The 23,083-nt window shown below is 69.4% G+C and carries 27 protein-coding genes and 2 pseudogenes; 21 read left to right on the forward strand and 8 right to left on the reverse strand.

What is annotated here, in order from left to right:
• Positions 1 to 23: 23 nt before the first annotated feature.
• The 6 genes from ABZU72_RS03750 (at position 24) to ABZU72_RS03775 (ending at position 6,656) form a co-directional block, all read left to right on the forward strand.
• Positions 24 to 1,550, forward strand: a complete 1,527-nt coding sequence (locus ABZU72_RS03750) for a long-chain fatty acid--CoA ligase (RefSeq protein WP_355017567.1) — start codon at positions 24 to 26, stop codon at positions 1,548 to 1,550.
• Positions 1,547 to 2,446: a 4-hydroxyphenyl-beta-ketoacyl-CoA hydrolase gene (couO, locus tag ABZU72_RS03755; protein ID WP_355017568.1), complete on the forward strand. Its 900-nt coding sequence runs from the start codon at positions 1,547 to 1,549 to the stop codon at positions 2,444 to 2,446. Before ABZU72_RS03750 ends, couO begins: the two co-directional genes overlap by 4 nt.
• 84 nt (positions 2,447 to 2,530) lie before the next feature.
• Positions 2,531 to 2,674, forward strand: a complete 144-nt coding sequence (locus ABZU72_RS03760; protein ID WP_355017569.1) for a hypothetical protein — start codon at positions 2,531 to 2,533, stop codon at positions 2,672 to 2,674.
• A 1-nt stretch (position 2,675) separates the two neighbouring features.
• Positions 2,676 to 4,160, forward strand: coding sequence for an aldehyde dehydrogenase family protein (locus ABZU72_RS03765; protein ID WP_355017570.1), 1,485 nt, complete (start codon positions 2,676 to 2,678; stop codon positions 4,158 to 4,160).
• The gene (locus ABZU72_RS03770) at positions 4,157 to 5,263 is read left to right on the forward strand and encodes an NAD(P)-dependent alcohol dehydrogenase (RefSeq protein ID WP_355017571.1); all 1,107 of its coding nucleotides are present in this window, start codon (positions 4,157 to 4,159) and stop codon (positions 5,261 to 5,263) included. The genes ABZU72_RS03765 and ABZU72_RS03770 overlap by 4 nt, the downstream gene beginning before the upstream one ends.
• 91 nt (positions 5,264 to 5,354) lie before the next feature.
• Complete coding sequence (locus tag ABZU72_RS03775; protein WP_355017572.1) at positions 5,355 to 6,656, forward strand: MFS transporter; 1,302 nt, start codon at positions 5,355 to 5,357, stop codon at positions 6,654 to 6,656.
• Positions 6,657 to 6,726: 70 nt separating this feature from the next.
• Here ABZU72_RS03775 and ABZU72_RS03780 read toward each other — a convergent pair whose 3' ends face one another.
• Entirely contained in the window at positions 6,727 to 7,197 is a 471-nt protein-coding gene (locus tag ABZU72_RS03780) for a helix-turn-helix domain-containing protein (protein ID WP_355017573.1), read from the reverse strand.
• 96 nt (positions 7,198 to 7,293) lie between these two features.
• Here ABZU72_RS03780 and ABZU72_RS03785 point away from each other — a divergent pair, with 96 nt between their 5' ends.
• A complete protein-coding gene (locus tag ABZU72_RS03785) occupies positions 7,294 to 7,758 on the forward strand; it encodes an SRPBCC domain-containing protein (protein WP_355017574.1) in 465 nt (154 codons plus the stop codon).
• Between the two features lie 23 nt (positions 7,759 to 7,781).
• On the opposite strand, the gene ABZU72_RS03790 is transcribed toward ABZU72_RS03785, so the two are convergent.
• The 3 genes from ABZU72_RS03790 to ABZU72_RS03800 all read right to left on the reverse strand — a co-directional run bounded on the left by ABZU72_RS03790 (position 7,782) and on the right by ABZU72_RS03800 (position 9,551).
• Positions 7,782 to 8,228, reverse strand: a complete 447-nt coding sequence (locus ABZU72_RS03790; protein ID WP_355017575.1) for a hypothetical protein — start codon at positions 8,226 to 8,228, stop codon at positions 7,782 to 7,784.
• A gap of 162 nt (positions 8,229 to 8,390) precedes the next feature.
• Positions 8,391 to 8,573, reverse strand: a complete 183-nt coding sequence (locus ABZU72_RS03795) for a hypothetical protein (RefSeq protein ID WP_355017576.1) — start codon at positions 8,571 to 8,573, stop codon at positions 8,391 to 8,393.
• 69 nt (positions 8,574 to 8,642) lie between these two features.
• Positions 8,643 to 9,551, reverse strand: coding sequence for a cation diffusion facilitator family transporter (locus tag ABZU72_RS03800; protein ID WP_355017577.1), 909 nt, complete (start codon positions 9,549 to 9,551; stop codon positions 8,643 to 8,645).
• Between the two features lie 206 nt (positions 9,552 to 9,757).
• Here ABZU72_RS03800 and nhaC point away from each other — a divergent pair, with 206 nt between their 5' ends.
• From nhaC to ABZU72_RS03840, 8 genes and pseudogenes are all read left to right on the forward strand, one after another.
• Positions 9,758 to 11,236: a Na+/H+ antiporter NhaC gene (gene nhaC / locus ABZU72_RS03805; RefSeq protein WP_355017578.1), complete on the forward strand. Its 1,479-nt coding sequence runs from the start codon at positions 9,758 to 9,760 to the stop codon at positions 11,234 to 11,236.
• Positions 11,233 to 11,388 (forward strand): hypothetical protein, encoded by a 156-nt coding sequence (locus ABZU72_RS03810; protein WP_355017579.1) that lies wholly within the window; start codon positions 11,233 to 11,235, stop codon positions 11,386 to 11,388. Before nhaC ends, ABZU72_RS03810 begins: the two co-directional genes overlap by 4 nt.
• A gap of 183 nt (positions 11,389 to 11,571) precedes the next feature.
• Positions 11,572 to 11,709, forward strand: coding sequence for a hypothetical protein (locus tag ABZU72_RS03815; protein ID WP_355017580.1), 138 nt, complete (start codon positions 11,572 to 11,574; stop codon positions 11,707 to 11,709).
• Positions 11,691 to 11,849 (forward strand): hypothetical protein, encoded by a 159-nt coding sequence (locus ABZU72_RS03820; protein ID WP_355017581.1) that lies wholly within the window; start codon positions 11,691 to 11,693, stop codon positions 11,847 to 11,849. Before ABZU72_RS03815 ends, ABZU72_RS03820 begins: the two co-directional genes overlap by 19 nt.
• A 12-nt stretch (positions 11,850 to 11,861) precedes the next feature.
• A pseudogene (locus tag ABZU72_RS03825) lies at positions 11,862 to 11,999 on the forward strand (amino acid permease); the annotation flags it as partial.
• A 76-nt stretch (positions 12,000 to 12,075) separates the two neighbouring features.
• Positions 12,076 to 12,173, forward strand: a pseudogene (locus ABZU72_RS03830) (IS982 family transposase); the annotation flags it as partial.
• A 355-nt stretch (positions 12,174 to 12,528) separates the two neighbouring features.
• Positions 12,529 to 13,728 (forward strand): histidine kinase, encoded by a 1,200-nt coding sequence (locus ABZU72_RS03835; protein WP_355017582.1) that lies wholly within the window; start codon positions 12,529 to 12,531, stop codon positions 13,726 to 13,728.
• Positions 13,725 to 14,387, forward strand: a complete 663-nt coding sequence (locus ABZU72_RS03840) for a response regulator transcription factor (RefSeq protein WP_355017583.1) — start codon at positions 13,725 to 13,727, stop codon at positions 14,385 to 14,387. The genes ABZU72_RS03835 and ABZU72_RS03840 overlap by 4 nt, the downstream gene beginning before the upstream one ends.
• Before the next feature lie 22 nt (positions 14,388 to 14,409).
• Here ABZU72_RS03840 and ABZU72_RS03845 read toward each other — a convergent pair whose 3' ends face one another.
• The gene (locus ABZU72_RS03845; protein ID WP_355017584.1) at positions 14,410 to 14,976 is read right to left on the reverse strand and encodes a hypothetical protein; all 567 of its coding nucleotides are present in this window, start codon (positions 14,974 to 14,976) and stop codon (positions 14,410 to 14,412) included.
• Positions 14,977 to 15,092: 116 nt separating this feature from the next.
• On the opposite strand from ABZU72_RS03845, the gene ABZU72_RS03850 reads away from it, so the two are divergent.
• From ABZU72_RS03850 to ABZU72_RS03870, 5 genes are all read left to right on the forward strand, one after another.
• Positions 15,093 to 15,914 (forward strand): alpha/beta hydrolase, encoded by an 822-nt coding sequence (locus tag ABZU72_RS03850; RefSeq protein WP_355017585.1) that lies wholly within the window; start codon positions 15,093 to 15,095, stop codon positions 15,912 to 15,914.
• Entirely contained in the window at positions 15,911 to 16,651 is a 741-nt protein-coding gene (locus ABZU72_RS03855) for an ATP-binding cassette domain-containing protein (protein WP_355017586.1), read from the forward strand. The genes ABZU72_RS03850 and ABZU72_RS03855 overlap by 4 nt, the downstream gene beginning before the upstream one ends.
• A gap of 1 nt (position 16,652) precedes the next feature.
• A complete protein-coding gene (locus ABZU72_RS03860) occupies positions 16,653 to 17,495 on the forward strand; it encodes an ABC transporter permease (protein WP_355017587.1) in 843 nt (280 codons plus the stop codon).
• Between the two features lie 5 nt (positions 17,496 to 17,500).
• On the forward strand, positions 17,501 to 18,562 hold the full coding sequence (locus tag ABZU72_RS03865; protein ID WP_355017588.1) for an acyl-CoA desaturase: 1,062 nt from the start codon (positions 17,501 to 17,503) through the stop codon (positions 18,560 to 18,562).
• A gap of 101 nt (positions 18,563 to 18,663) precedes the next feature.
• A complete protein-coding gene (locus ABZU72_RS03870) occupies positions 18,664 to 19,884 on the forward strand; it encodes a cation:proton antiporter (protein ID WP_355017589.1) in 1,221 nt (406 codons plus the stop codon).
• A 41-nt stretch (positions 19,885 to 19,925) separates the two neighbouring features.
• Here ABZU72_RS03870 and ABZU72_RS03875 read toward each other — a convergent pair whose 3' ends face one another.
• From ABZU72_RS03875 to ABZU72_RS03885, 3 genes are all read right to left on the reverse strand, one after another.
• On the reverse strand, positions 19,926 to 20,483 hold the full coding sequence (locus ABZU72_RS03875) for a hypothetical protein (RefSeq protein ID WP_355017590.1): 558 nt from the start codon (positions 20,481 to 20,483) through the stop codon (positions 19,926 to 19,928).
• Positions 20,484 to 20,528: 45 nt separating this feature from the next.
• A complete protein-coding gene (locus ABZU72_RS03880; protein ID WP_355017591.1) occupies positions 20,529 to 20,939 on the reverse strand; it encodes a hypothetical protein in 411 nt (136 codons plus the stop codon).
• A gap of 81 nt (positions 20,940 to 21,020) precedes the next feature.
• On the reverse strand, positions 21,021 to 22,184 hold the full coding sequence (locus ABZU72_RS03885) for a beta-1,3-glucanase family protein (RefSeq protein WP_355017592.1): 1,164 nt from the start codon (positions 22,182 to 22,184) through the stop codon (positions 21,021 to 21,023).
• 178 nt (positions 22,185 to 22,362) lie between these two features.
• Here ABZU72_RS03885 and ABZU72_RS03890 point away from each other — a divergent pair, with 178 nt between their 5' ends.
• Positions 22,363 to 23,064 carry an NAD-dependent deacylase gene (locus tag ABZU72_RS03890; protein ID WP_355017593.1) on the forward strand — a complete coding sequence of 234 codons (702 nt, stop codon included), beginning with the start codon at positions 22,363 to 22,365 and terminating at the stop codon, positions 23,062 to 23,064.
• Positions 23,065 to 23,083: the final 19 nt, after the last annotated feature.

Consider the following 23,083-nt stretch of genomic DNA (forward strand, 5'->3'; position numbering starts at 1 on the left):
CCACGAGACGAACGAGGATCGACATGTTGGACAGCGGCATCGGATCGTGGCCCGCCCGGCGGGCCCGGATGACCCCTGGCGCGCGGGCGTTCGTGCAGGACGACGCGGTGGTGACGTACGCCGAGGTGGACCGCCTCGTCGAGGCAGTCGCCCACGGGCTGCGCGCCCGCGGCGTCGCGGCCGGCGACCGGGTCGCCTTCCTCGGCCTGAACTCGATCGAGCTCGCGGTGACGCTCTTCGCCACCGCGCGGCTGGGGGCGGTCTTCTTGCCGCTCAACACCCGGCTGGCGCCGCCCGAGCTGGCCTGGATCCTCACCGACGCCGAGCCGGCGCTGATCATCCACGCCGACGACTTCGACGAGGCGGTCTCCTCCGACGCGGTCGCGGCCCTCGGGCTGCCGAGCCATCGGTTCACCGCCGGCGGCGGTCACGGGCTCGACGCGCTCGCCGTGCCGTCGAAGGAGCGGATCGACGTCGAGGTCGGGCTGGACGACGTCTTCATGATCCAGTACACCTCCGGCACCAGCGGCCGCCCCAAGGGCGTGATGTTGACGCACGGAAACATCGCCTGGAACGCGTTCAACCTGCTCGTCGACGTCGACGTCCGCTCCGACGAGATCGCCCTGGTCACCGCCCCGCTGTTCCACACCGCCGCGCTCAACCAGGTGCTGCTCCCGACCTTCCTCAAGGGCGGTACGTCCCTCATCGCGGCCCGCTTCGACCCGGCCGCCGCGATCGCCACCATCGAGCGGGAGCGGGTCACCCTGCTCTTCGGCGTCACCTCGATGTACCAGGCGCTCGCCCAGGAGCCGACCTGGGCGACCGCCGACCTCGACAGTCTCCGCTCGGCCCTGAGCGGTGGTGCGCCGATCCCGCGCACGCTCCTCGACACCTGGCAGAGCCGCGGGCTGCACATCATCCAGGGCTACGGCCTGACCGAGGCCTCTCCTGGGACGACCATGCTGCGCGCCGGCGACGGCCTCGACAAGCTCGGCTCGGCCGGCACCCCCTGCTTCTTCACCGACGTACGCGTCGTGGCGCCCGGCAATGAGGAGGCGGCTCCCGGCCAGGCCGGTGAGGTGCACGTCAGTGGTCCCAACGTGACTCCCGGCTACTGGCACAACGGAGCGGCGACGGAGGCTGCCTTCGACGGGCCCTGGCTGCGTACGGGTGATGTCGCGATGCTCGACGACGACGGCTTCCTCTATGTGGTCGACCGGGTGAAGGACATGTACATCAGTGGCGGCGAGAACGTCTATCCGGCAGAGGTCGAGCAGGCGGTCTACACCCATCCCGGCGTCGCCGAGGCCGCCGTCATCGGCGTCCCCGACGAGCGCTGGGGCGAGGTCGGCCGCGCCGTCGTCGTACGCCGCCCCGACTCCGCCCTCACCGAGTCCGACCTGCTGAAACACCTCGACGGACGGCTCGCCCGCTACAAGATCCCCAAGGCCGTCGTCTTCGTCGACGAGATCCCGCACAACGCCTCCGGGAAGCTGCTGAAGTCCCGGGTCCGCGAGCTGTACGGCACCCCGGAAGGAACCACCCGATGACCCGCTACCAGCCCCGCATCGACACCGCCTCGATCCGAGCCCTCGACATGCACACCCACGTCGAGGCCGACCATCACGGTCACTTCTCGCTCGATCAGGAGCTGATGGACGCCTCGGCGGCCTACTTCCGCGGCGACCACCCGCGCACTCCGACCGTCGACGACCTCGCCGCCTACTACCGCGAGCGCGAGATGGCAGCGGTGATCTTCACCGTCGACGCCTCGACCGGGCTCGACCATCCGCCGCTGTCGAGCGAGGAGATCGCCGAGCGCGCGACCGAGCACGCCGACGTGCTGATCCCGTTCGGCTCCGTCGACCCCCGCAAGGGCGAGGCCGCCGTGAAGCAGGCCCGTCGTCTCGCCGAGGACTACGGCGTACGCGGCTTCAAGTTCCATCCCGGCCTGCAGGCCTTCTCGCCGGCCGACCCCGACTTCCGCCCGCTGTGGGCGACGCTGGAGGAGCTCGGCGTGGTCGCGCTCTTCCACACCGGCCAGACCGGGATCGGCGCCGGCCTCCCCGGTGGGCGCGGGATCAGGCTGCGCTACTCCGACCCGCTGCTCCTCGACGACGTGGCCGCCGACTTCCCGGACCTCCAGATCGTGATGGCGCACCCCGCCGTCCCCTGGGTCGACGTGCAGATCTCGATCGCGACCCACAAGGCCAACGTCCACATCGACCTCTCCGGCTGGTCGCCGAAGTACTTCCCGCCGCAGCTGGTCAAGCAGCTCAACGGGCCGCTTCGCCGCAAGGTGCTGTTCGGCTCCGACTTCCCGGTGATCACGCCGGATCGCTGGTTCGCCGATCTCGAGAAGCTCGAGATCAAGGACGAGGTCCGGCCGCTGCTGCTGAAGGAGAACGCGATCCGCCTGCTCGGGCTGGCCGGACCAGCGTTTTGACCATCGCACCTATTGACGGGGTGACGGGCACCACGCAGTATTGACAGGAATCCTGATAAACAGGAATCCTGAATGGAGCCCGCAATGACCCTCACCCCCGCCGGCAGATGCCCGGCCGGCCCACGGACGCAGATGGGCCGGATCCTCGCCAGCGCCCCCACCGGCCGTCCCAGACCCGTCTACGACCCTCGGCCGGCGGTCGGGACGCACCGCGGCAAGGGGCTCTGACATGCCCGCCACGTACGAGGACCAGCAGCTCTTCATCGGCGGCCGGTCGACCGACTCGGTGAGCGGCCGCCGGATGGACGTCACCGACCCCAGCACGGGCAAGGTGCTGACCAGCGTGCCTGCGGGCGACGCCGCCGACGTAGCCGCCGCGGTGGCCGCCGCCCGGGAGGCCTTCGACACCGGGCCGTGGCCACGGATGAGCGGCCGCGACCGCGCCCGCATCCTGCACCGTGTCGCGGACCTGATCCGCGAGCGTGCCGACGAGCTGGTCGAGCTCGAGAGCCGAGACGTCGGGAAGCCCGTGACCCTGGCCCGACACGTCGACGTCGAGACCGCGGCCCAGCAGTACGAGTACTGCTCCGCGCTGGCGCAGACCCTCGACGGGTCCGTGCGGGACACGCCCATCGCTGCCCTCGCCTATACCCGGCGCGAGCCCCTGGGCGTGGTCGGTGCCATCACCCCGTTCAACTTCCCGCTGGTCCTGTCCAGCAGCAAGATCGCGGCCGCCCTGGCGGCCGGCAACACCGTCGTGCACAAGCCGGCCGACGACACCCCGCTCAGTGCGCTGTTCATGGCGCGGCTCCTTGCTGATGCCGGGGTGCCTGAGGGCGTACTCAACGTCGTGACCGGGACCGGTCCGGAGGCCGGCGACGCCTTGCTGCGTCACCCCGGCGTCGACAAGATCGCGTTCACCGGGTCGACGGCCGTGGGCCGCCGGGCCGCGAGCGTCGCGGGCGAGCACCTGAAGCCGGTCACCATGGAGCTCGGCGGCAACGGCGCGCACCTGGTCTTCGCCGACGCCGACATCGAGATCGCCGTGGGCGCCGTGATCAAGGCCTTCGTCTTCAACACCGGTCAGTTCTGCATGGCCGGACCGCGGCTGCTCGTCGCCGCGGAGATCCACGACACGGTGGTCGACATCCTCCGGCACGCCGTCCCGGGCGTACCGCTCGGCGATCCGCGCGACCCAGCGACGGTCATCGGCCCGATGGCCGGCGACCAGCACCGCAAGAAGGTCGAGGAGTACGTCGCCCTGGCCCGCCAGGAGGGCGGCCAGATCGTCGCCGGCGGGGAGCGTCCGGAGCTCGGCGGTGACCTCGCCGACGGGTTCTACTACGCGCCGACGGTGATCACCGGGCTGCCCGCGGACTCACGCGTCGTCAACGAGGAGGTCTTCGGGCCGGTCCTCACGGTGCAGTCGTTCGCGGACGAGGACGAGGCCGTCGCGCTCGCCAACTCCACGGCGTATGGGCTGGCCGCCGGGCTGCACACCCGGGACCTCACCCGCGCGCACCGGGTCGCGGGCAGGCTGGAGGCCGGCATCGTCTGGGTCAACGACTGGGCGATGCTCGACCCCGCGGTGCCGTTCGGCGGTGTCAAGCAGTCCGGCTTCGGCCGCGAGTACGGCCCGGAGGCACTCGAGGCGTACACGAAGGTCCGATCCGTCGTCATCTCCCTTCCGCCGACCCCTCAGGAGGAGTCGTGAGCACCACGACCCAGGCGGCGGTGGTCGAGTCCGCCGGCGCCCCGTTCACCATCGGAGACGTCGAGCTAGACGCGCTCCGTCCCGACGAGATCCTGGTGCGGATGGTCGCCGCCGGGCTCTGCCACACCGACCTCGGCGTGGCGAGTGGCGGACTCCCGTTCCCGCTCCCGGGTGTGCTCGGGCACGAGGGCGCCGGTGTGGTCGAGGAGGTCGGATCCGGGGTACGCAGCCTCGTACCCGGCGACCAGGTGCTGCTGTCGTTCAGCTCCTGCGGGACCTGCGCCCAGTGCCGCGACGGCCATCCGGCCTACTGCGACATCTGGCTTCCTGCCAACCTCATCGGCGGTGCCCGCATGGACGGGGTCTCGCCGGTGCAGAGGAAGGGAGAGCCGATCGGTGGCCACTTCTTCGGTCAGTCCTCCTTCTCCCGCCTCGCCGTCGTCGACGAGCGCAGCGCCGTACGCGTCGACCCGGAGGCCGACCTGACCCTGCTCGCGCCGCTCGGGTGCGGGGTGCAGACCGGGGTCGGTGCGGTCTGGAACGTGCTCGCGCCGCGCCCAGGGTCCTCGGTGGTGGTCCTCGGCGCGGGCGCCGTCGGCCTGTCGGCGGTGATGGCAGCACGCCTGACCCCGGCCACCCGCATCATCGCGGTGGACAGGGTGGCCGAGCGGCTCGAGCTGGCCCGCGAGCTGGGGGCGACCGACGTCATCGACGCCGGCCAGGTCGACGACCTGACCTCGGCGCTGACGGACCTGACGGGCGGCGGCGCGGACGGCGTCGTCGAGACGACCGGCAACACCGGCGTACTCCGCCAGGGCGTCGACGCCCTGCGTGCCCGCGGCACCGCGGTCATCGTCGGGGCGCCGCCGTTCGGCACCGAGGTGGGGATCGACGTGAACGCGATGCTGCCCGGCAAGCGGGTGACGGGGCTGACCCTCGGCGACGCCGAGACCCGCACGCTCATCCCGGCGCTGGCGCGACTGGTCGCCGACGGCCGGATGCCGCTGGACCGGTTGGTCCGGCGCTACCCGTTCGAGGACATCCAGACGGCCGTCGGCGACATGGTCTCGGGCGCCACGGTGAAACCGGTGCTCACCTTCTAGACCGGTCGTGGGGGCTCCTTGACAGGCGTGACGTGCATCACCCAGAATTGACAGGAATCCTGATAAACAGGAATCCTGAATGGAGCCCCCAATGACCCTCACCTCCGGCGGTAGCACGACCGGTCCACGTACGAAGATGGGCCGGATCGTCGCCAGCAGCTTCACGGGCAGCTTGATCGAGTACTACGACTTCCTGCTCTACTCCACCGCCTCGGCCGTGGTCTTCAACGAGGTCTTCTTCTCCAACCTCGACCCGGTGACGGGAACGATCGCGTCCTTCGGCACCTTCGCCGCCGGCTACCTGGCGCGCCCGCTCGGCGGCGTGATCTTCGGCCACTTCGGCGACCGGCTCGGCCGGAAGAAGATGCTGGTCCTGACCATGCTGATCATGGGTGTCGTCAGCTTCCTGATCGGCTGCCTGCCGACGTACGGCCAGATCGGTGCGGCCGCGCCGGTTCTCCTCGTCCTGCTCCGGGTCATCCAGGGCGTCGCGATCGGCGGCGAGTGGGGCGGTGCGGTGCTGATCACCGCCGAGCACGCCACCTCCCGGCGTGGGCTGTGGGCCTCGTTCACCAACGCCGGCGCCCCGGCCGGCATGGTCCTCTCGACCGCGGTGATGGCGGTGATGGCGTCGGTCACCACGCCCGAGCAGTTCACCGCGTGGGGCTGGCGGGTGCCGTTCCTGCTGAGCATCGTCCTGCTCGCGGTCGGCCTGTGGATCCGCCTCAGCGTGACCGAGTCGCCCGCCTTCGAGGCGATGAAGGAGAAGAAGGCAGAGGCGCGTACGCCGCTGCTCGACGTCCTCCGCAACCACCCGCGTACGCTCCTGCTGGCCGTCGGTGTCGGGCTCGGCGCCTTCGTCGTGCAGGGCACGCTGACCACCTTCCTGATCAGCTACGCCCTCGGGGCCGGCTTCGAGCGTCCGACAGTGCTCAACGCGCTTACGGTCTCGTCGGCCGGCGCGGTCATCGGCATCATCGGCTGGTCGGCGCTCACCGACCGGGTCGGCCGCCGGCCTGTGGTCCTCACTGCCGCCGTCGCGACCGCGGTCTTCGCGTACCTGCTCTTCCCGATGCTCGACAGCGGCAGTGTCGCGCTCCTGGTGCTCGCGGTGGTCCTGGGCCAGTCGGTCATCCATGCCGCCTTCTACGGGCCCCTCGCCGCGCTGATGAGCGAGGTCTTCAAGACCTCGTCGCGCTACACGGGTGCCTCGCTCGGCTACCAGCTCGCCGGCATGGGCGCGGGCCTCTCGCCGCTCCTCTTCGCCTCGCTGCAGAAGGCCGGCGCCAGCACCGTCATGCTCTCCACGGTCATCGCAGCGTTCTGCCTGCTGAGCGTGTTCTCCCTGGTCCGGCTCGGCGAGACCAGCGACCGAGAGCTCGTCGACGCCTGACCCCATGGCACACCGCGCCCGCCGCGTGAACCGCGGCGGGCACGGTGAGTCGACGTGGGTCGCCGAGACGTTATCGGTCTCGAACCGGCCGTCGAGCGGCGAGGTATTCCGCGGGCATGCCTGGGCCGGGTCGCACCACGGCCTGATCGGGGGGAATCTGCCCGTGCTGCTCGCACCGGGTGTCGAGGTGGACCCGCTCGCCGCAGTCGGCGTGCAGGTAGTCGATCGGTCGCCCGTCGGGGGCGAACCACGTGTCGCCCCATTCGGTGAGAGCGATCAGCGCCGGCCGCAGGCCCTGAGCCTTCGCGGTCGGCCGGTAGTCGCCCGCGTCGTCGCGCGTCATCAGGCCGGTCTCGACGAGGGTGGCGAGGCGCGTCTTCAGGATGTTCGTGGAGATGCCGAGGTTGTGCTGGAAGTCGCCGTACCGCGTGACGCCGGCGAATATCGCGTCCCGCAGGATCAGCAGCGTCCAGCGCTCGCCCACGATCTCCAAGGAGCGGGCGATGGAGCAGATCTGGCCGTCGTACGTCTTTCCGAGCACGGGACGACTCTAGCAAATCACTTGCATGATGAAAGTGCCTGTGTCTACGGTGGTGCTTGCATGATGCAAGTCACAGCCGATTCCAAGGGGACAGCCATGAGCGACCTGACCGCAACCTTCACCGTCGACGCCACGCCTCAGGAGGCGTACGAAGCCATCAACGACGTACGTTCCTGGTGGGGGCACCACATCGCCGGGCCCACCGACCAGGTCGGTGCCGAGTGGTACTACCTGGTGCCGGATATCCACTACTCCAAGCAGCTCGTCAAGGAGCTGGTCCCGGGCGAGCGCGTCGTGTGGGAGTTCACCGACGGCTACCTCGACTTCATCGCCGACAAGAAGGAGTGGATCGGTACGACCGGGCGGTTCGACATCGTCCGGGACAGCGGGCAGACCCGCGTGACCTTCACCCACGAGGGACTCGCGCGCGGCGACGAGTGCTTCGACGTCTGCTACGACGCCTGGACCCACTACATCACCGTCAGCCTCAAGGGCCGGATCGAATCCGGTGAAGGCACGATCCGGACGCAGGACGAGGACAAGGCCGCGGTGGGCCGGTAACGCGCCAGCGGTGGCCGCGGCGATCAGCCGAGGAGACTTCGGATCTCGTCGATCGTCTGAACGAGCAGCGCACCGGTGTGCGGCTTCGCGACGCCCATGGTCGGCTCCGGCCAGAGGGTGAGAGGGACGCTCTGGCCGTCGGCGGAGGTGATGACGAACCCCTCGACGACCCTCGCGGCGTTGATCCTGACCTCGGCTGCCGCGACGGTCGCGCCCCGACCGGGAAGCGTGAGCAGGCGCGTCGGCTGCCCCGGGCCGCTCTTCCAGACTGAGACCTCGTCCGGACTCACCACGAGGATCGTCGCCGAGAGCTTCCACATCCCCATCTGCGGCCGGGTGAAATAGGCATGCGCCGTCGCCCGGAACGTTGCCAGGGCCCGTCGCTGCCCGCGGACGGTGAGGGCGCCGTACGCAATGAAGCTCACGGGGACGGCGAGCAGGGCGATCACGATCAGGATCAGGAACAACACGGCGGGTAGTCCACCACATCCGCTGGTGAGGAGTGGTCGATTTGGGCCCGCCGGAGCCGCTCGGGAGAGCCCAAAGTGACCACTCTTCGAGCGGCTGGATCGGGTTCCGTCGTCACCAGATCCACCTTGCTCGGGACGCCGCGTTCCTGGCGGTGCGCTCGGTCAGGCGTTGTCGTGCCAGAACGATCTGAGGTCGGGAAGTCCCGCAGTTCGGTTCAGTTGGGCATCGAACTTGAAGTCGTACTCCCAAGGAATGACCCGCCCCATGCGCGCAGCGACCGCGGCGAAGTCGGGCCCGGGGCTGTAGGCGGGGATCAGGCGGTCCAGGGCCGCGAGGAGATCCATCTCCGACAATGTCTTCATCAGCCAGATCCCGGCGTCCGCCCGCTCGTTGGATCATGCACCATCGTGAAGTCACTCGGCTAGGTCGACGTCGGTCGTGAGCTCCACATTGGCCCAGACGTCGTAGCCGAGCGGCGCGAGCCGGTCGATGATGGCGTGACGCACGGCGTCCTCCTCGGCCACCTCCCAACCTGGCTCCACCACGAAGACCACCTCGAGATAGAGCCGGCCACCGAGCTTGGTGGCTGCGACATAGGGGTCTGGGAGGCCGAAGGCGGCGCGCACCTCACCCACCGCTGCCGCGATCTCCGTCTGGATGACCGGCGGTGGGGCGCCCTCGAGGAGCTCGAGCCCGGCAGACCTGAGCAGCCGGAAAGGGACTGGCGCGATCAGCGCGCACGCGATCAGGACGAGCACCGGGTCGGCGTAGTCGGCCGCGTCTTCCCAGGCGCCGCCGTCCAGCCAGAGCGCGACTGCCCCGCCCGTGGCGATCACCCCGCTGAGGAGAGTTCCCGCTCTCCACTGGGACACCTCGGCCATGACCAGCTCGGAGCCGGACAGCCGCCGTAGCCGCCACACGACGAACAACGACACGACTCCCGAGACCACTCCGTAGGCGAGGACGGTCTCGGGCGCCACATCGGTGCCACCTCCGCGGATCGCCGCCACCGCATCCGTCGCCGCATACAGCAAGGTGCCGAACAGGGCAGCGCCCTGGACCCCGATGGCGAGGGGGGTCGCGGCCTTCTTCCCGAACGGGAACCTCTGGGTCGGCGCAGCGCGCGCCGCCGAGGCCGCCAGCAGCGACAGCCCGGAGAGGACGATGCCCAGGACCATGTAGATGCCGTCGAAGATCAGCACGCTCGACTCGGCGACAACTCCCCAGATGAGGGCAACGGCGCCGAGCACAGCCGAAGCGAGGATCGACTCGCGAAGGGCACGCTGCTCCGGAAGTCGCGCAGATCCGGTGGTTTGGCTCATCTGCGGATGCTGTCATATCCAGGTGGCTCCCGAAATGTTCAAGTGGTCCAGAGTCCCGGGGGCCGCAGGAGACCTGCCTGCGGGAGGTCACCCTTATCGGGTGATGCGGACGACCTTGCGCTGGGTCTTCGATGGGCTGACCAAACTGCCAGTCACGCGCAACCGAGCCGCAGGGGCCGGTCGCCACTGCATCCATTGGAGCCACTGTGGAGCAATCGGGGGTGGCTCCGGGATTTCGCGAGCCGTCGTTGGCTGACGCGCTGCTGCCGCTGGGGGCGCTGGCAGTGCTGATCGCGGGGGCACTGGCGCTGTTCGGCCTCGATGCGCTCGACGGACCGATCCAGGTGGCGTTGGTGCTGTGCTGTGCGGTCGCCGCGCTGGTCGCGATGAAGAATGGTCACTCGTTCCCGGCGGTCCAGGAGGCGGGCCGAGGGGCCCTGGGGTCGGTTACCAGCGCGATCTTCATCCTTTTTGCGGTCGGCGCCCTGATCGGGGTCTGGAACCTCAGCGGAACCATCCCGACGCTCGTCTACTACGGCATCCAGGTCCTCTCGCCGGACTGGTACTACGCAGCCACGGCGCTGATCTGCGCCATTGTGGCGCTCAGCATCGGCAGTTCGTGGACGACGGCGGCGACGATCGGCGTCGGGCTGGTCGGCATCGCGTCGTTGATCGGTGTCTCCCCGGCTATCACCGCAGGCGCGGTCATCTCGGGCGCCTACCTCGGGGACAAGACGTCACCGCTCTCCGAGACGACGATCCTGGCCGCACAGATGGTCAAGGTCGACGTGTACGAGCACATCAGGCGTCAGGTGTGGACATCGATCCCGGCGTTCGTCGTCGCCTTCGTCGTGTTTCTGCTCCTGAGCCTGACCGGCCCCGACACGGTGACCGACGCCGAGACCACGTCTGACCTCGACAAGCTCAATCAGATCTTCAACATCACGCCGCTGGCGCTGTTGCCGCTGGCGCTGCTCGCCTTCCTGTCGATCCGCAGGGTCCCGGCGTCTCTCGCACTCCTCGCGGCGACGCTCTTCGCGGGCGCCCTCGGCGCATTCCTCCAGCCCGACGTGTACGCCGACTTCGTCAGCGGCAGCGGCAGTTCGCTCGTCGAGTCCCTCAAGGCCGTCTGGGCCGCCATGGCCAACGGGTTCTCAATGAGCTCCGGGATCCCCGACGTCGACCGGCTGCTCTCTCGCGGCGGCATGGACAGCATGCTGCTGACGATCTGGCTGATCGTCGGTGCGGTGACCTTCGGAGCGATGCTCGAGGAGTTCGGGCTGATCAACCGACTCGTGCACCCGATGATCACAGCCGCGAAGAGCACCGGGCGCCTCTACGTCACGGTCTTCGCGTGCGGATTCGGACTCAACGTCGTCGCTGGTGATCAATACATCGCACTGGTCCTGCCGAGCCGGATCTTCCGCGCCGAGTTCGCCCGCCGCGGGCTGGCTCCCACCAATCTGTCGCGTCTCGCTGCCGACAGTGGGACGGTGACCTCTCCGTTGGTGCCGTGGAACTCCTGCGGTGCCTTCATGGGCGCCACCTTGGGGGTCTCCACCCTCCTCTACCTGCCCTACGCAGTGTTCTGCTACGCCAGCCCTGCGCTGAGCGTGCTATACGGGATCACCGGCTTCAAGATCGAGAACGTTGAGCCCACCGCGGACCCGGAGGAGACGGAATGAGCACTCACAAGGACGAGACGGCCACGGGCGGTGCCGTCGCGAAGATGAGCATGCCCACGCTGACCGCGATGGTGGTGGGCAGCATGGTCGGGGCGGGTGTGTTCTCGCTTCCTCGCGCTTCGGTGTCGCGACGGGCATCCTGGGCTCACTGATCGCTTGGGCGCTCGCGGGCACGGGCATGCTGATGCTGGCCTTCGTCTTCCAGAACCTCGCGATCCGCAAGCCCGAGCTCGACTCGGGGGTCTTCATCCAAGGCCGGGTTCGGTGACTACGCCGGCTTCAACTCCGCGATCGGCTTCTGGGCGAGCTCGATCGCCGGCAACACCTTCTACTGGGTGTTCATCGGCGCCACCCTCGGTGCCTTCTTTGACGGCTTCGGCGACGGTGACACGGTGCTGGCGGTCGCTCTCGCCACTGTCGGCGTGTGGACTTTCCACTACCTGATCGCGCGCGTGTGCGCGACGCGGCAGTGATCAACCAGATCGTCACGGTCTTCAAGATCGTCTCGATCCTGGTCTTCATCGTGGTGATGTTCGTCTACTTCGACGCCGGCGTCTTCGCCGACAACTGGACGGCCTACGGCTACGGCGACCTCGGCTCGCTGAACGAGTAGATCCGCAACACCATGTTGATCACGACCTTCGTGTTCATCGGCATCGAGGGTGCCAGCGTCTACTCCCGATATGCGAAGCGACGTGAGGACGTCGGCCGGGCCACGGTCATCGGCTTCCTCTCGGTCCTGTGCATCTTCGCGCTCGTCACCCTCTCCAGCTACGCGGTGGTCCCCCAACCCGAGCTCGCTGCGACCCGCCAGCCGTCGATGGTGGGGTGTTCGAGTCGCCCAGTACGGCTATTGCGCCTCGCACTCGCGCTACTTCTGGGGCTACGGCTGCACCTGATCGCGACCGTCCACGGGCTCCCGATCGCCTGGGTGCTGACCGGCGCCAAGGCCGACGAACGCGAGGTCCTGGACGCCATGTTGGATCGACTACCGGCGGATCTGGCGGTCCGGATCCGATCTTCGTTGAGCCGTCAGACGCTGATGGCGGACAAGGGGCTACTACGGCAAGGTCTTCGAGTCCGACCTCACCGCTGGCGGGATCGATCTGGCACAACGACCGCATCGGCGCGCCTGTCCTACGGTCGCTGACCGCCTACGACCACTGAAACCCCAGATCGGGCCGTGCATCAATCATCTAGTCGTAGAGACGGAGGCCACTGGCGCTCGGTTCACCCGGCTTGCACGAGTTGTGCGGAGCAAGCGCCACGCATTGCCCTGGTATTACTGAAACATGCTGAAGACCTGGCCCGGCCGCGGTCGTCTGGCGTTGTACGTCGCCGCGACCGTGCTCGGGATCGTGGAGGCCGCGGTCCTGACCACCGACCCCTACGAGGTCGCGGGCGGGGTCGCTCTGCTGATCGGGGTCACCCACGCCGCCTCGATTCCGTTGGCGCTCCGGCGTCCGGTGGAGGCGGCCGGGCTCTCCCTGATCGCGGTCACCGTGGCCGCGCTGGCGGTCGCGCGGCAGAGCCCGGAAGGCTGGCCGTGGATGGTGGCGCCGCCGACGCTGACCCAGCTGCTGGTGCTGCTGGTGCTGACCCTGGTCGCGGGGTGGAGGCTGGCGGCGATCACCCTGGGCATCCAGGTCGCGGCCGGGCTGGTCCTGGCCGTGGTCGGACTGGCCTGGAACGACTTCGTCACCTCCGTCGTCGAGGTGGCCAACTTCGCCTCGCTCGCGCTGCTGCTGGGCGCCCTCGCCACCGTCGCCAGAAGGCTGGCCGAGAGCCGCAGCGCCTTGCAGGAGGAGCACGAGCGGCGCTCGGTCGTCGAGGAGAAGGCCCGCATCGCCCGCGAGCTGCACGACGTGATCGCCCACAACATGTCGCTGATCACCGTGCAGGCCAGGTCCGCGCCGCACCGGGTCGACGACGTCAGCCCGGCGGCCGAGGCGGAGTTCGCCGAGATCGCCGACCTGGCGGCCTCGGCGCTGCGGCAGATGCGCGGGGTGCTCGACGTGCTGCGTACGGAGGAGGGTCAGTCGGGCCGGGTCCCGGTGCCGGGCATCGACGGGCTGGCCGAACTCTTCGAGTCTGCCCGCGGAACCGGGCAGCGGGTCGAGGTGCGGGGTGCGCTTCCGGAGCTCACCGAGGTGGCCCCGGAGGTGGGCACTGCGGCCTACCGGATCGTGCAGGAGGCGCTCAGCAACGCCCGCCGTCACGCTCCCAGCGAGCCGGTCGGCGTCGATCTGACGTTGGGGGAGAAGGACCTCGAGATCCGGGTCGCGAACGCTCTCGACGGCGCCGCGCCGGCCTCCGACAAAGAAGCCGCCGGCGGTGGTCATGGGTTGATCGGCATGCGCGAGCGCGCGGGCGCCGTCGGTGGCAGCCTCACCGCCGGAGCAGGCGACGGCGGCGAGTTCGTCGTCGAGGCCCGGCTCCCAGTCCAAACCGCCGTGCACACGCCCGCCAAACGCGGTAGGAAGACCCCGTGACGGTGAAGATCGTGGTCGTTGACGACCAGGAGATGGTGCGCTCCGGCTTCGTGGCGCTGCTCAGCACCCAGCCGGACATCGAGGTGGTCGGCACCGCCGCCGACGGCTCCGAGGCGTTGCAGGTGGTGCGGCGTACGCATCCCGATGTGGTGCTGATGGACGTCCGGATGCCGGTGATGGACGGGATCGAGGCGCTCCGGCAGCTCTCCGAGAACCCGGCCACCGCACAGACCAAGGTGGTCATGCTGACCACCTTCGACGCCGACGAGTACGTCCACGAGTCGCTCCGTCTCGGCGCCAGCGGGTTCCTGCTCAAGGACGCCTCGCCCGACGAGCTCGCCTCCGCGATCCGGGTGGTCCACGCCGGCGAGGCGCTGCTCTCGCCGTCGGTGACCCGGCAGGTGATCGCGCAGTTCGCCCGCGCACCGCGCCGCCGTCGCGCCGATCCGCGCCTCAAGCAGCTCACCGAGCGCGAGCGCGAGGTGCTCGAGAACATCGCCCGCGGCAGCTCCAACAGCGAGATCGCCGCCGAGCTCTTCCTCGCCGAGCAGACCGTGAAGACCCACGTCAGCCGCATCCTCGGCAAGCTCGGCCTGCGCGACCGCGCCCAGGCCGTCGTCTTCGCCTACGAGAGCGGCCTGGTCGCGCCGCACGTCTAGTGGCGTCCCAGAAGTCGGCGGGCTACCGAGCGTGCCGGGTGCGCCACGCGTCCAGGGCGATGATGCCCAGCATGGCGAGTCCCGCGATCACGGCGGCCGCCGCACCCGCCGTCACCGTCCAGACCGCCGCGAGCAGGAGGCCGACCGCGCCGATCGTCATCAGGGTCGCCCCGATCGTGATGAACAGCGGCGCGTGGAAGGCTCGGGCGTACGGCAGGAAGTGCGCCCCCACGAAGAAGGCGATCACCGCCCCCTCCGCCCCCTCGAGTCCTTGGGCCCCCAGGAGCTTGCGGCCGAGGAAGATGCCGAGAAGCATGAAAGCAATCCCGGCGAGGTAGACGAGCCCGGCTAGCGGCCCCACCTGCTCCGGGGGCGTGAACCGCCGGGGAACCACGAAGACAGCCCAGACGTACGCGGTGAGCGCCAGGACCCATGCGGCCAGCGCAGCGGTCGGCCAGCCACCGTCCAGGAGCCCACGGTTGACGAACACGAACACCGTCGCGCCGACCGCCCCGATCGTGGTCCCCCACACCCGGGGGTCGTGCATCCGCGCACCCCCGCGCGACACCGTTCCCGCGACCTCTGTCATGGCCAGGATCGTAGCGACAGGCTCGTCTAGGGGGCATCCCGCACTACCCCGGTAGGGGGTCGAATGGCTCTCGGGAGTGACGCGCGGCGGGAGACCTGATTCCTACCGTCACAGCCATGACAGTTGTGACGCCGCTCAGATACGGCCTCAACGAGGCCGATGGAACCATCGGACCCAACCTCCTCGCCTGCGACCCTCCCGGAGGGGCACGGGTCGTCGAGGCTTTCGGGGACGTCGTGACCGCCGACCACATCGCGGTCCTGGTGCCCGGCAACGGCCACCACCTCGGCAACTACTTCACCAGCACCGAGGCCCACAGTCCGCGCTCACGTGGGCAGCTGCTGCTGCGTACGATGCAGGCGACCGCGCCCGAGAGCCGGTCGGCCGTCGTGGTCTGGCTGGGCTACCACTCGCCGCCGGAGTGGTACAACGCGATCACCAACGGCCCCGCCTACGCCGGCGCGCGGGACCTGGCGAACCTCACCCACTACCTGCCGCGCGCCGCCCACCTCACCCTGGTCGGCCACAGCTACGGCTCGACGGTCGCCGGGCTCTCTCTCGCCAGTGCTCGCGCCGAGGACTGCGTCGCGCTGGGCAGCCCCGGGATGGGCGTGGTGCACCGCTCGGAGCTCGGGTCACGCACCCGGCTCTGGGCCGCGTACGGCGAGACCGACCGGATCCGGCTGGTCCCGCAGGTGCGGGTCGGCCGCCTCGGTCTGGGCCGCGGCCCGCTGCATCCCGAGCTCGGAGCGACCCGGTTCGGCACCGGCGACATCCCCGGCCACTGCGGCTACTACGCCGAGGGCAGCGAGTCGCTGCTCAACATCGCCCGGATCGCTCTGGGCCGCTACGACGAGGTGACCCCGGCCGGCCTCACCACCACCCCGCGCACACCCCGACCCGCACGATCCATCGCAGCCATGGAGGCAGCAGCATGATCACCGACGAACCCGCCATCTGGACCCAGGCACTCCGCAAGAGCTACCCCGGCCGCGGCGCCGCCCTGGACGGCATCGACCTCGCCGTCCCCGCCGGTACCGTCCACGGCCTGCTCGGCCCCAACGGCGCCGGCAAGACCACGACCGTACGCATCCTGGCCACCCTCGCCTCGTTCGACTCGGGCCAGGCCTGGGTCGCCGGCCGCAACGTCGCCCGTGACCGGGCGGGCGTGCGAGCGCGCATCGGGATCGCCGGACAGTACGCCGCCGTCGACGGGATCCTGAGTGGCCGTCAGAACCTGGAGATGTTCGCCCGTCTGCACCGGATGCGGGCCCGGGAGGCACGAGCCCGCGCGGACGAGTTGCTCGAGCGTTTCGACCTCGTCGAGGCCGCAGGCCGCCCGGTGAAGGGTTACTCCGGAGGCATGCGCAGGCGGCTCGACCTCGCGGTCAGCCTCATCCGCAGCCCGCGGGTGCTCTTCCTCGACGAGCCCACCACCGGCCTCGACCCGCGCAGCCGCCTCGAGGTCTGGGACGCGGTCCGGGAGCTGGCCGACTCCGGCACGACCGTGCTGCTGACCACCCAGTACCTGGAGGAGGCCGACCGGTTGTGTTCACGCATCACGATGGTCGACCGCGGTCGTGTTGTCGCCGAGGGGTCGCCCGCCGAGCTGAAGTCCAGCGTCGGCGGCCGCGACCTCGACGAGGCGTTCCTGCTGCTGACCGAGGGGGCCTGAGATGAGCACGCTGACCGATGTCGCCGGTGTCGCCGAGACCCACGGATCACGCATCACGTGGGCGGCGGTCGACACCTGGGTCGTGGCCAAGCGCCACCTCCTCCATCTCGTACGCCGCCCCGACGAGCTCCTCGGCACCCTGATGATCCCGGTGATGGCCGTGGCCATGTTCGGCTTCGTCTTCGGCGAGGCATTCGGGGTCGCGATGGACGTGCCGGGCGCGGAGTACCGCGAGTTCCTGCTCCCCGGCCTCTTCGCGCTCACGATGGCGTTCGGCATCGGCAACACGACGATCTCGGTCGCCGAGGACGTACGTGGCGGGGTGCTGGACCGGATGAGATCCCTCCCCATGTCGCCGGTGGCGGTGCTCGCCGGGCGAGCAATGGCCGACATGATCCTGGCGGTGTTCGAGCTGACCATCCTGCTGGCGCTGGGGACGTTGTTCGGCTGGCAGGCCCATCTCGGCCTCGGAGCGGTGATCGCCGCACTCGGGCTCCTGGTCCTCCTCCGGATGGCCTTCTCCTGGGTCGGCATCCTGCTGGGCCTGCTGGTCAGCGGTCCCGAGGCGGCGATGAAGTACTTCGCGCTCGTCTTCCCGCTCGCCATGGTCGCCGACACGATCGTGCCGACCGACCTGATGCCGGGCTGGCTCGCCCTCCCCGCCGAGTGGAACCCGCTCTCCTCCACCGTCATCGCCACTCGCGAGCTCTTCGGCAACATGGCCGCCCCGGCCACCACCTGGGTCGGCGAGCACGCGCTGACCATGGCCGTCCTCTGGCCGGTCGCCATCATCGCGGTCTGCCTGCCGCTGGCCATGGCGCGGTTGCGCCGACTGGGCCGGTGACCACGATGACCACGCTCCCAGGTCAGGCGCACCGTCAGGTCAACGCCTACACCGAGCTGATGAGTCGGGTCAGGCAGGAGGGTCTCCTGGCGCGGTCGCCGAGGACGTACGTCCGGCGTGCGGCCCTCCTCGGCACCGGCTTCGCGCTCGCGCTGATCGCCCTGCTCGCCCTCGGACAGACCTGGTGGCAGCTGCTGGTCGCGGCAGCCTTCGGGGTGCTGTTCACCCAGACGGCGTTCCTCTCCCACGACGGCGCCCACCGTCAGATCTTCGCCTCGGGCCCGAAGAACGAGTGGGCCTCGCGCATCCTCGGCAACCTGGTCGTCGGGCTGAGCTACGGCTGGTGGATGCGCAAGCACACCCGCCACCACGCCAACCCGAACAAGGTCGACGCGGACGAGGACATCCGCCCCTCGGTCCTGCTGTTCACACCCGAGGACGTCGAGCGACGTACAGGGCTCAAGCGGTGGCTCACCGCCCGCCAGGGATGGCTGTTCTTCCCGCTGCTGACCCTCGAGGGCATCAACCTCCACGTCGGTGCCGTCCGCACCGTGATCGGCGACCGAGACCTCAAGCATCGGCGTACGGAGGCAGTGCTCCTCGCGCTGCGGCTGATCGGCTGGCCGGTGCTGGTCTGCTCGGCCCTGGGGCTCGGCCTCGGCGCGGCGTTCCTGGGCGTGCAGCTGGCCGTCTTCGGGGTCTACATGGGCGCCAGCTTCGCCCCGAACCACAAGGGCATGCCGCTGGTCCCGCGCGACACCAGGATCGACTTCCTCTCCCGCCAGGTCCTGACCTCCCGCAACATCCGCGGCGGGCGCTGGGTCGACTGGCTCATGGGTGGCCTGAACCTGCAGATCGAGCACCACCTCTTCCCGAGCATGCCGAGCAGCAGCCTCCGCCGCGCCCAGCCCCTCGTCCGCGCCTACTGCGCCGAGCAGGGCGTCCCCTACACCGAGGCCGGCCTCCTGGAGTCGTACGCCATCGTCGTCCGCCACCTCAACCGTGTCGGCCTCGGCGACCGCGACCCCTTCGCCTGCCCGTTCGTCGTGGTCAACAGGACGGGCTGACCGTACGGCCGGAGATCGCCCATCGTGGGTGAGGGGGCGGCCCCGGCGTCCAACTACCGTGCCGACGGAGTCCAGGGCCGAGTCCCGGGGAGAGGAATCGCATGCCTTCCGTTGCCGAGTCGCTGCTCTGGATCTCGATCGTCGCCGTCGTGGCCCCCATCGTCGCTGGCTTGATCCCACGCCGCCTGGTCCCGGAGGTCGTCCTTCTCCTCGGACTCGGAATGCTGATCGGGCCGTTCGGGCTCACATTGGCCGTCGAAGGCCCACCCATCGAGCTGCTGAGCGAGCTCGGCCTGGGCATGCTGTTCCTTCTGGCCGGCTTCGAGATCAAACCTGCGGAGCTGATCGGGCGGGCCGGGCGACGCGCGGGTCTGACCTGGTTGACGTGTCTCGGCCTGGCGTTCGCCCTCACCGCCTTGCTGGCTGCAGCGGGGGTGGTTGATGGAGAAGTGGCCCTGGCCATCGCCCTGACGTCGACCGCCCTGGGAACCCTGCTGCCGATCCTCAAGGACTCCGGCATGACCACAGGACGGGTGGGCGAGTCGGTCCTGCGCCACGGTGCGTACGGCGAGCTCGGGCCCGTCGTGGCCATGGCACTGCTTCTGGGCACCCGCGGCGCGACGACATCGCTCCTGATCCTGCTGGTCTTCGCCGCGGTGGCTCTCCTGCTGACGATCCCGTCGCTTCGGCTGCGCGGTGGCAACTCGTGGTTGCTCGTGCACATTCGTCATGGGGCGGAGTCGACCAGTCAAACCCCAGTTCGGCTGACTCTCCTGCTGCTGGTCACCCTCAGCTTCGTCGCGCACGAACTGGACCTGGACATCGTGCTCGCTGCGTTCGCAGCCGGCTTCATCCTCCGGCTGGCCCTCCCGGACGGCGACGAGAGGTTCGAGGCGCGGCTCGAGGGCATCGCCTTCGGACTGCTCGTGCCCGTGTTCTTCGTGACCTCGGGAATGGCCATCGATCCACGAGCCATCGGGCGCAACCCCGGCGCCTTCGCGGCCGTGCTCGCGCTCATCCTGATCGCCCGCGCCCTTCCCGTGTTCATCGCCAGCCGCTTTCTCGGGCCACCCCAGGACCGCTTCGACACTCGCGTCGGCGCGGCGGTGGCGCTCTTCGCCGCCACCGGGCTGCCCATCATCGTCGCGGTGACCTCGGTCTCGGTGTCATCGGGTGAGATGTCGACCGAGAGCGCGTCGGTGCTCGTGGGCGCCGGCGCCACCACCGTGCTCTTGTTGCCCATGCTTGCGACTGTGCTGTTGGGCAGGTCGCAGCCTCGCAATGAGTCCCGGTCCGGAGCGGACACGCCGACTGGCTCTTGAACCGCCCTGAAGCGCCTACCGTCCAGTCGAGACGGCATGCCCTACGAGGTCGGATCGGCGAGCACCGCTGCCCGGACCCGCCCGTGATCGGAGTAGCCCGCATCAGCCTCCACGGTGCCCGCGCCACCGAGCTCCCTCTCCCACTCCCGGGTGAGGGACTCGGTCTCGCCCGCCTCGCGGGCTCGCCGGTCGAAAGTGACCCGGGTGACGTACCCGTCTTCGGACCAGATCAGCACCCCGTCGACCTCGGCCTCGAAGCGCTCGCCGTCGGGCAGCACCAGATCGATCCGGTCGCTGTTGTAGTCACGCATCCCCGGGAACTCCTCGTTGTCCTCGGGCAGGCTGGAGAGCTGGATCGGCTCGCGCAGGTCGAGCTCGATGGTGTCGGGGTCGCGGGTGAGCTGGGCGAACACGACGAGCGTGGCGATGAAGAGCACCGGCACCGCGAGCACGCCGACCCCGGACCAGGCCAGTGGCTTGGGATTCTTCCCTGACAACCGGACCACTCCGGCGGCCACGAGCAGGATCACCCCGACGGCCACGAAGAACAGCAGGATCGCCCCGACGACGATGATCAGAACCGCCCCACCCGCACCCATGGCCCCAGTATCCCGGCCGTACGGTGCTCCGCACGCCCGAACGGGCTAGGAGACGGTCGCGACGACGCAGACGGCCAGGGTGGAGAAGTAGACGACGCCGGCGAACAGGGCGTGGAAGCCGACCCGGAGCGGCAGCCTGCGTCTGAAGATCGAGCGGATGGCGACCTTGTAGGCGTTGACCGTCGAGAGGTGGCTGCCGCCCATCCGCCGCGTACGCCACAGCAGCATGTTGTCGCCGAAGCCGTTGCCGATGGTGATGAACAGGAGTGCGGCCCACGCCCAGAGGACCTGGTCGACCAGGACGTACGTCGTCCAGCAGGCGAGTCCGAGGACGGAGAGGCCGACGTGGGTGAGCACCACCGGCGAACGGACGCGGCCATGCCGGAACCAGCCCGTCAGCAGCAGGACTCCGACCGCGGCCTGGACGAGCCACGCCACGAGGACGACGTACGACATGGTGCGACCGTACGGGCCCTCGTGGCGCGGTGGACGAGTCGAGCCGGCGATCCCCGATAGAGGGGATCGCCTCCCGGACCCTCAGAACGGGGTCAGCGTCACCGCCATCTCGGAGGCGTTGTCCTCGACGTACGAGGCGAAGCCGCCGACGTCGTCGAAGGCGAACCCGTAGGCCTTCCCGTCGACCGTGTTGTCGTGCATCGCCTTGCAGTACGCATGGACCGGATCGCCCTGGTAGAAGCCGCCAGGGTCGCTCGTGGGCTGGTCGGCGGAGGCCAGGAGAGTGGTCCGGTTGAAGCCCGCGCCGAGCACGGCGGCGACCGGACCGGTGATGCCGTCGTTGGGAGCGGCCAGCGCGCCGTCGCAGAAGAGCACGTCCCGGGTCGAGGGCCGGGTGAACGCCTTCACTCCGCCGTCGAAGACGAACTGGTCGCCGCTGACCCGGCCGGTGAAGGTGGTGTTGTTGGCCTTCACGACGAGCGACTCCGCGGCGTACTTCGACCACACCTGGTCGATGTAGGAGTCGAAGTAGGTGGCGGAGAACCGTCCCGCGTCCAGGCCGTGTCCCGGGGCGATGATGCGACGGTCGTCGACGACGAGGGAGCCGAAGTCGGGCGAGGCCGAGACGGCGGAGAAGATCTTCGCGCGGCCGCCCTCGACGAGGGTGCCGGTGGTCGGGGACTCCTCGCCGGTCAGCGCGATCGAGAGCGGGACGCTGAACATGTCGACCATGGTCGTGTTGCAGTAGATCCGGCCGCTCTTGTAGGTGAACTCGACGCAGTCGTGCAGCACGCCGTAGCTGGGGTCGGACTCGACCCACGCCGCCGGATAGGCGAGCGCGTTGCCCTCGTTGACCTTGAACTTCAGCTTGTCGCCGAGCGAGAAGTAGATCCGGCCCGACATGTCGGCGGGGATCTGGGAGAGCGTGTCGCCGCTGCCCGAGAACGGGATCGCGTAGTCGGCGTAGCCGTCGGCTCCGTTGTCGGCGAGGGAGACGGGCACGAGCGTGCCCTCGGGCGTGACCCGGGACTGCTCGCCCGTGGTCAGGTTGGTGCCGACGATGTAGAAGTGGATGGAGGCGTTGTCGTACGCGCCGGTCCGGTTGGCGAAGCGGAGCCGGATGGTGGCCTGGGCTCCGATTCGTTGCGGGCGCATGGCTTGTGCTGCCTGCCAGGTGGTGCCGCCGAGGAGCGGCACGGCGAAGGCGGCGGAAGTGGCGGCGAGTACAGATCGTCTGGTCAGCATGGGACCTCCCGAGTGGGGAACTGTAGGAACCTGAATTACAGTAAAGGGCCTTTACAGTAAAAGTCCATACCTTCGGCGAGAGGCGTCGGGACGGCCTCGGTTCGATCACAAACACCGATCGAGTGACCAAAACGGCGGTCCGGGGGCAGCGGATGTCTCGTCAACCTCGCTAGCCTGAATGCTTGTGAAAGTTGTCGTGCTCACCGGAGCCGGGATCTCCGCCGAGAGCGGTCTCGCGACCTTCCGGGATGCCGATGGGCTCTGGCAGGGTCACCACGTCGACAAAGTGGCGACACCCGAGGCGTTCCATCGTGATCCCGCGACGGTCCATCGGTTCTACGACGACCGCCGCCGGGAGCTGCGCGCGGTGGCGCCCAACCCGGCCCATATCGCGCTGGCCAGGCTCGAGCAGGTCCTCGGCGACGAGCTGCTGGTGGTCACGCAGAACGTCGATGACCTGCACGAACGCGCCGGCTCCCGCCGGGTGGTGCACATGCACGGCGAGCTGCTCTCGGCCCTCTGCGACTCCTGTCAGGGTCGGTTCGCGTGGGACGACGACCTCGCCGACGCCCCCGCCTGCCCGGGCTGCGGGAACGACACGCTGAGGCCCGACGTGGTGTGGTTCGGCGAGATGCCTTACGACCTCGACCTGATCGAGCAGGCGCTCGCCCAGGCCGACCTCTTCGTCGCCATCGGCACCAGCGGCGCGGTCTACCCGGCCGCCGGTTTCGTACGCATGGCCGCCCGCGCCGGGGCCAAGACGCTCGAGCTCAACCTGGACTCGTCCGAGACCTCGCACCTCTTCGACGACGCCCGCCAGGGGCCGGCCGGCAAGCTGGTGCCCGAGTGGGTCGCCGACGTACAGGCCCTCGCGCGTTGACCGCTTCGTAAACTCTGTC

This window comes from Nocardioides sp. NPDC004968 (genome assembly GCF_040608935.1).
In the GTDB taxonomy this organism is placed as follows: domain Bacteria; phylum Actinomycetota; class Actinomycetes; order Propionibacteriales; family Nocardioidaceae; genus Nocardioides.

Excerpts from the sequence above, each read along its gene's own strand:
- ABZU72_RS03750 (WP_355017567.1), top strand. The coding sequence starts at position 24 with ATGTTGGACAGCGGCATCGGATCGTGGCCCGCCCGGCGGGCCCGGATG.
- couO (WP_355017568.1), top strand. The coding sequence starts at position 1,547 with ATGACCCGCTACCAGCCCCGCATCGACACCGCCTCGATCCGAGCCCTC.
- ABZU72_RS03760 (WP_355017569.1), top strand. The coding sequence starts at position 2,531 with ATGACCCTCACCCCCGCCGGCAGATGCCCGGCCGGCCCACGGACGCAG.
- ABZU72_RS03765 (WP_355017570.1), top strand. The coding sequence starts at position 2,676 with ATGCCCGCCACGTACGAGGACCAGCAGCTCTTCATCGGCGGCCGGTCG.
- ABZU72_RS03775 (WP_355017572.1), top strand. The coding sequence starts at position 5,355 with ATGACCCTCACCTCCGGCGGTAGCACGACCGGTCCACGTACGAAGATG.
- ABZU72_RS03785 (WP_355017574.1), top strand. The coding sequence starts at position 7,294 with ATGAGCGACCTGACCGCAACCTTCACCGTCGACGCCACGCCTCAGGAG.
- ABZU72_RS03795 (WP_355017576.1), bottom strand. The coding sequence starts at position 8,573 with ATGGATCTCCTCGCGGCCCTGGACCGCCTGATCCCCGCCTACAGCCCC.
- ABZU72_RS03800 (WP_355017577.1), bottom strand. The coding sequence starts at position 9,551 with ATGAGCCAAACCACCGGATCTGCGCGACTTCCGGAGCAGCGTGCCCTT.
- ABZU72_RS03810 (WP_355017579.1), top strand. The coding sequence starts at position 11,233 with ATGAGCACTCACAAGGACGAGACGGCCACGGGCGGTGCCGTCGCGAAG.
- ABZU72_RS03835 (WP_355017582.1), top strand. The coding sequence starts at position 12,529 with ATGCTGAAGACCTGGCCCGGCCGCGGTCGTCTGGCGTTGTACGTCGCC.
- ABZU72_RS03845 (WP_355017584.1), bottom strand. The coding sequence starts at position 14,976 with ATGACAGAGGTCGCGGGAACGGTGTCGCGCGGGGGTGCGCGGATGCAC.
- ABZU72_RS03850 (WP_355017585.1), top strand. The coding sequence starts at position 15,093 with ATGACAGTTGTGACGCCGCTCAGATACGGCCTCAACGAGGCCGATGGA.
- ABZU72_RS03855 (WP_355017586.1), top strand. The coding sequence starts at position 15,911 with ATGATCACCGACGAACCCGCCATCTGGACCCAGGCACTCCGCAAGAGC.
- ABZU72_RS03860 (WP_355017587.1), top strand. The coding sequence starts at position 16,653 with ATGAGCACGCTGACCGATGTCGCCGGTGTCGCCGAGACCCACGGATCA.
- ABZU72_RS03865 (WP_355017588.1), top strand. The coding sequence starts at position 17,501 with ATGACCACGCTCCCAGGTCAGGCGCACCGTCAGGTCAACGCCTACACC.
- ABZU72_RS03870 (WP_355017589.1), top strand. The coding sequence starts at position 18,664 with ATGCCTTCCGTTGCCGAGTCGCTGCTCTGGATCTCGATCGTCGCCGTC.
- ABZU72_RS03875 (WP_355017590.1), bottom strand. The coding sequence starts at position 20,483 with ATGGGTGCGGGTGGGGCGGTTCTGATCATCGTCGTCGGGGCGATCCTG.
- ABZU72_RS03880 (WP_355017591.1), bottom strand. The coding sequence starts at position 20,939 with ATGTCGTACGTCGTCCTCGTGGCGTGGCTCGTCCAGGCCGCGGTCGGA.
- ABZU72_RS03885 (WP_355017592.1), bottom strand. The coding sequence starts at position 22,184 with ATGCTGACCAGACGATCTGTACTCGCCGCCACTTCCGCCGCCTTCGCC.
- ABZU72_RS03890 (WP_355017593.1), top strand. The coding sequence starts at position 22,363 with ATGCTTGTGAAAGTTGTCGTGCTCACCGGAGCCGGGATCTCCGCCGAG.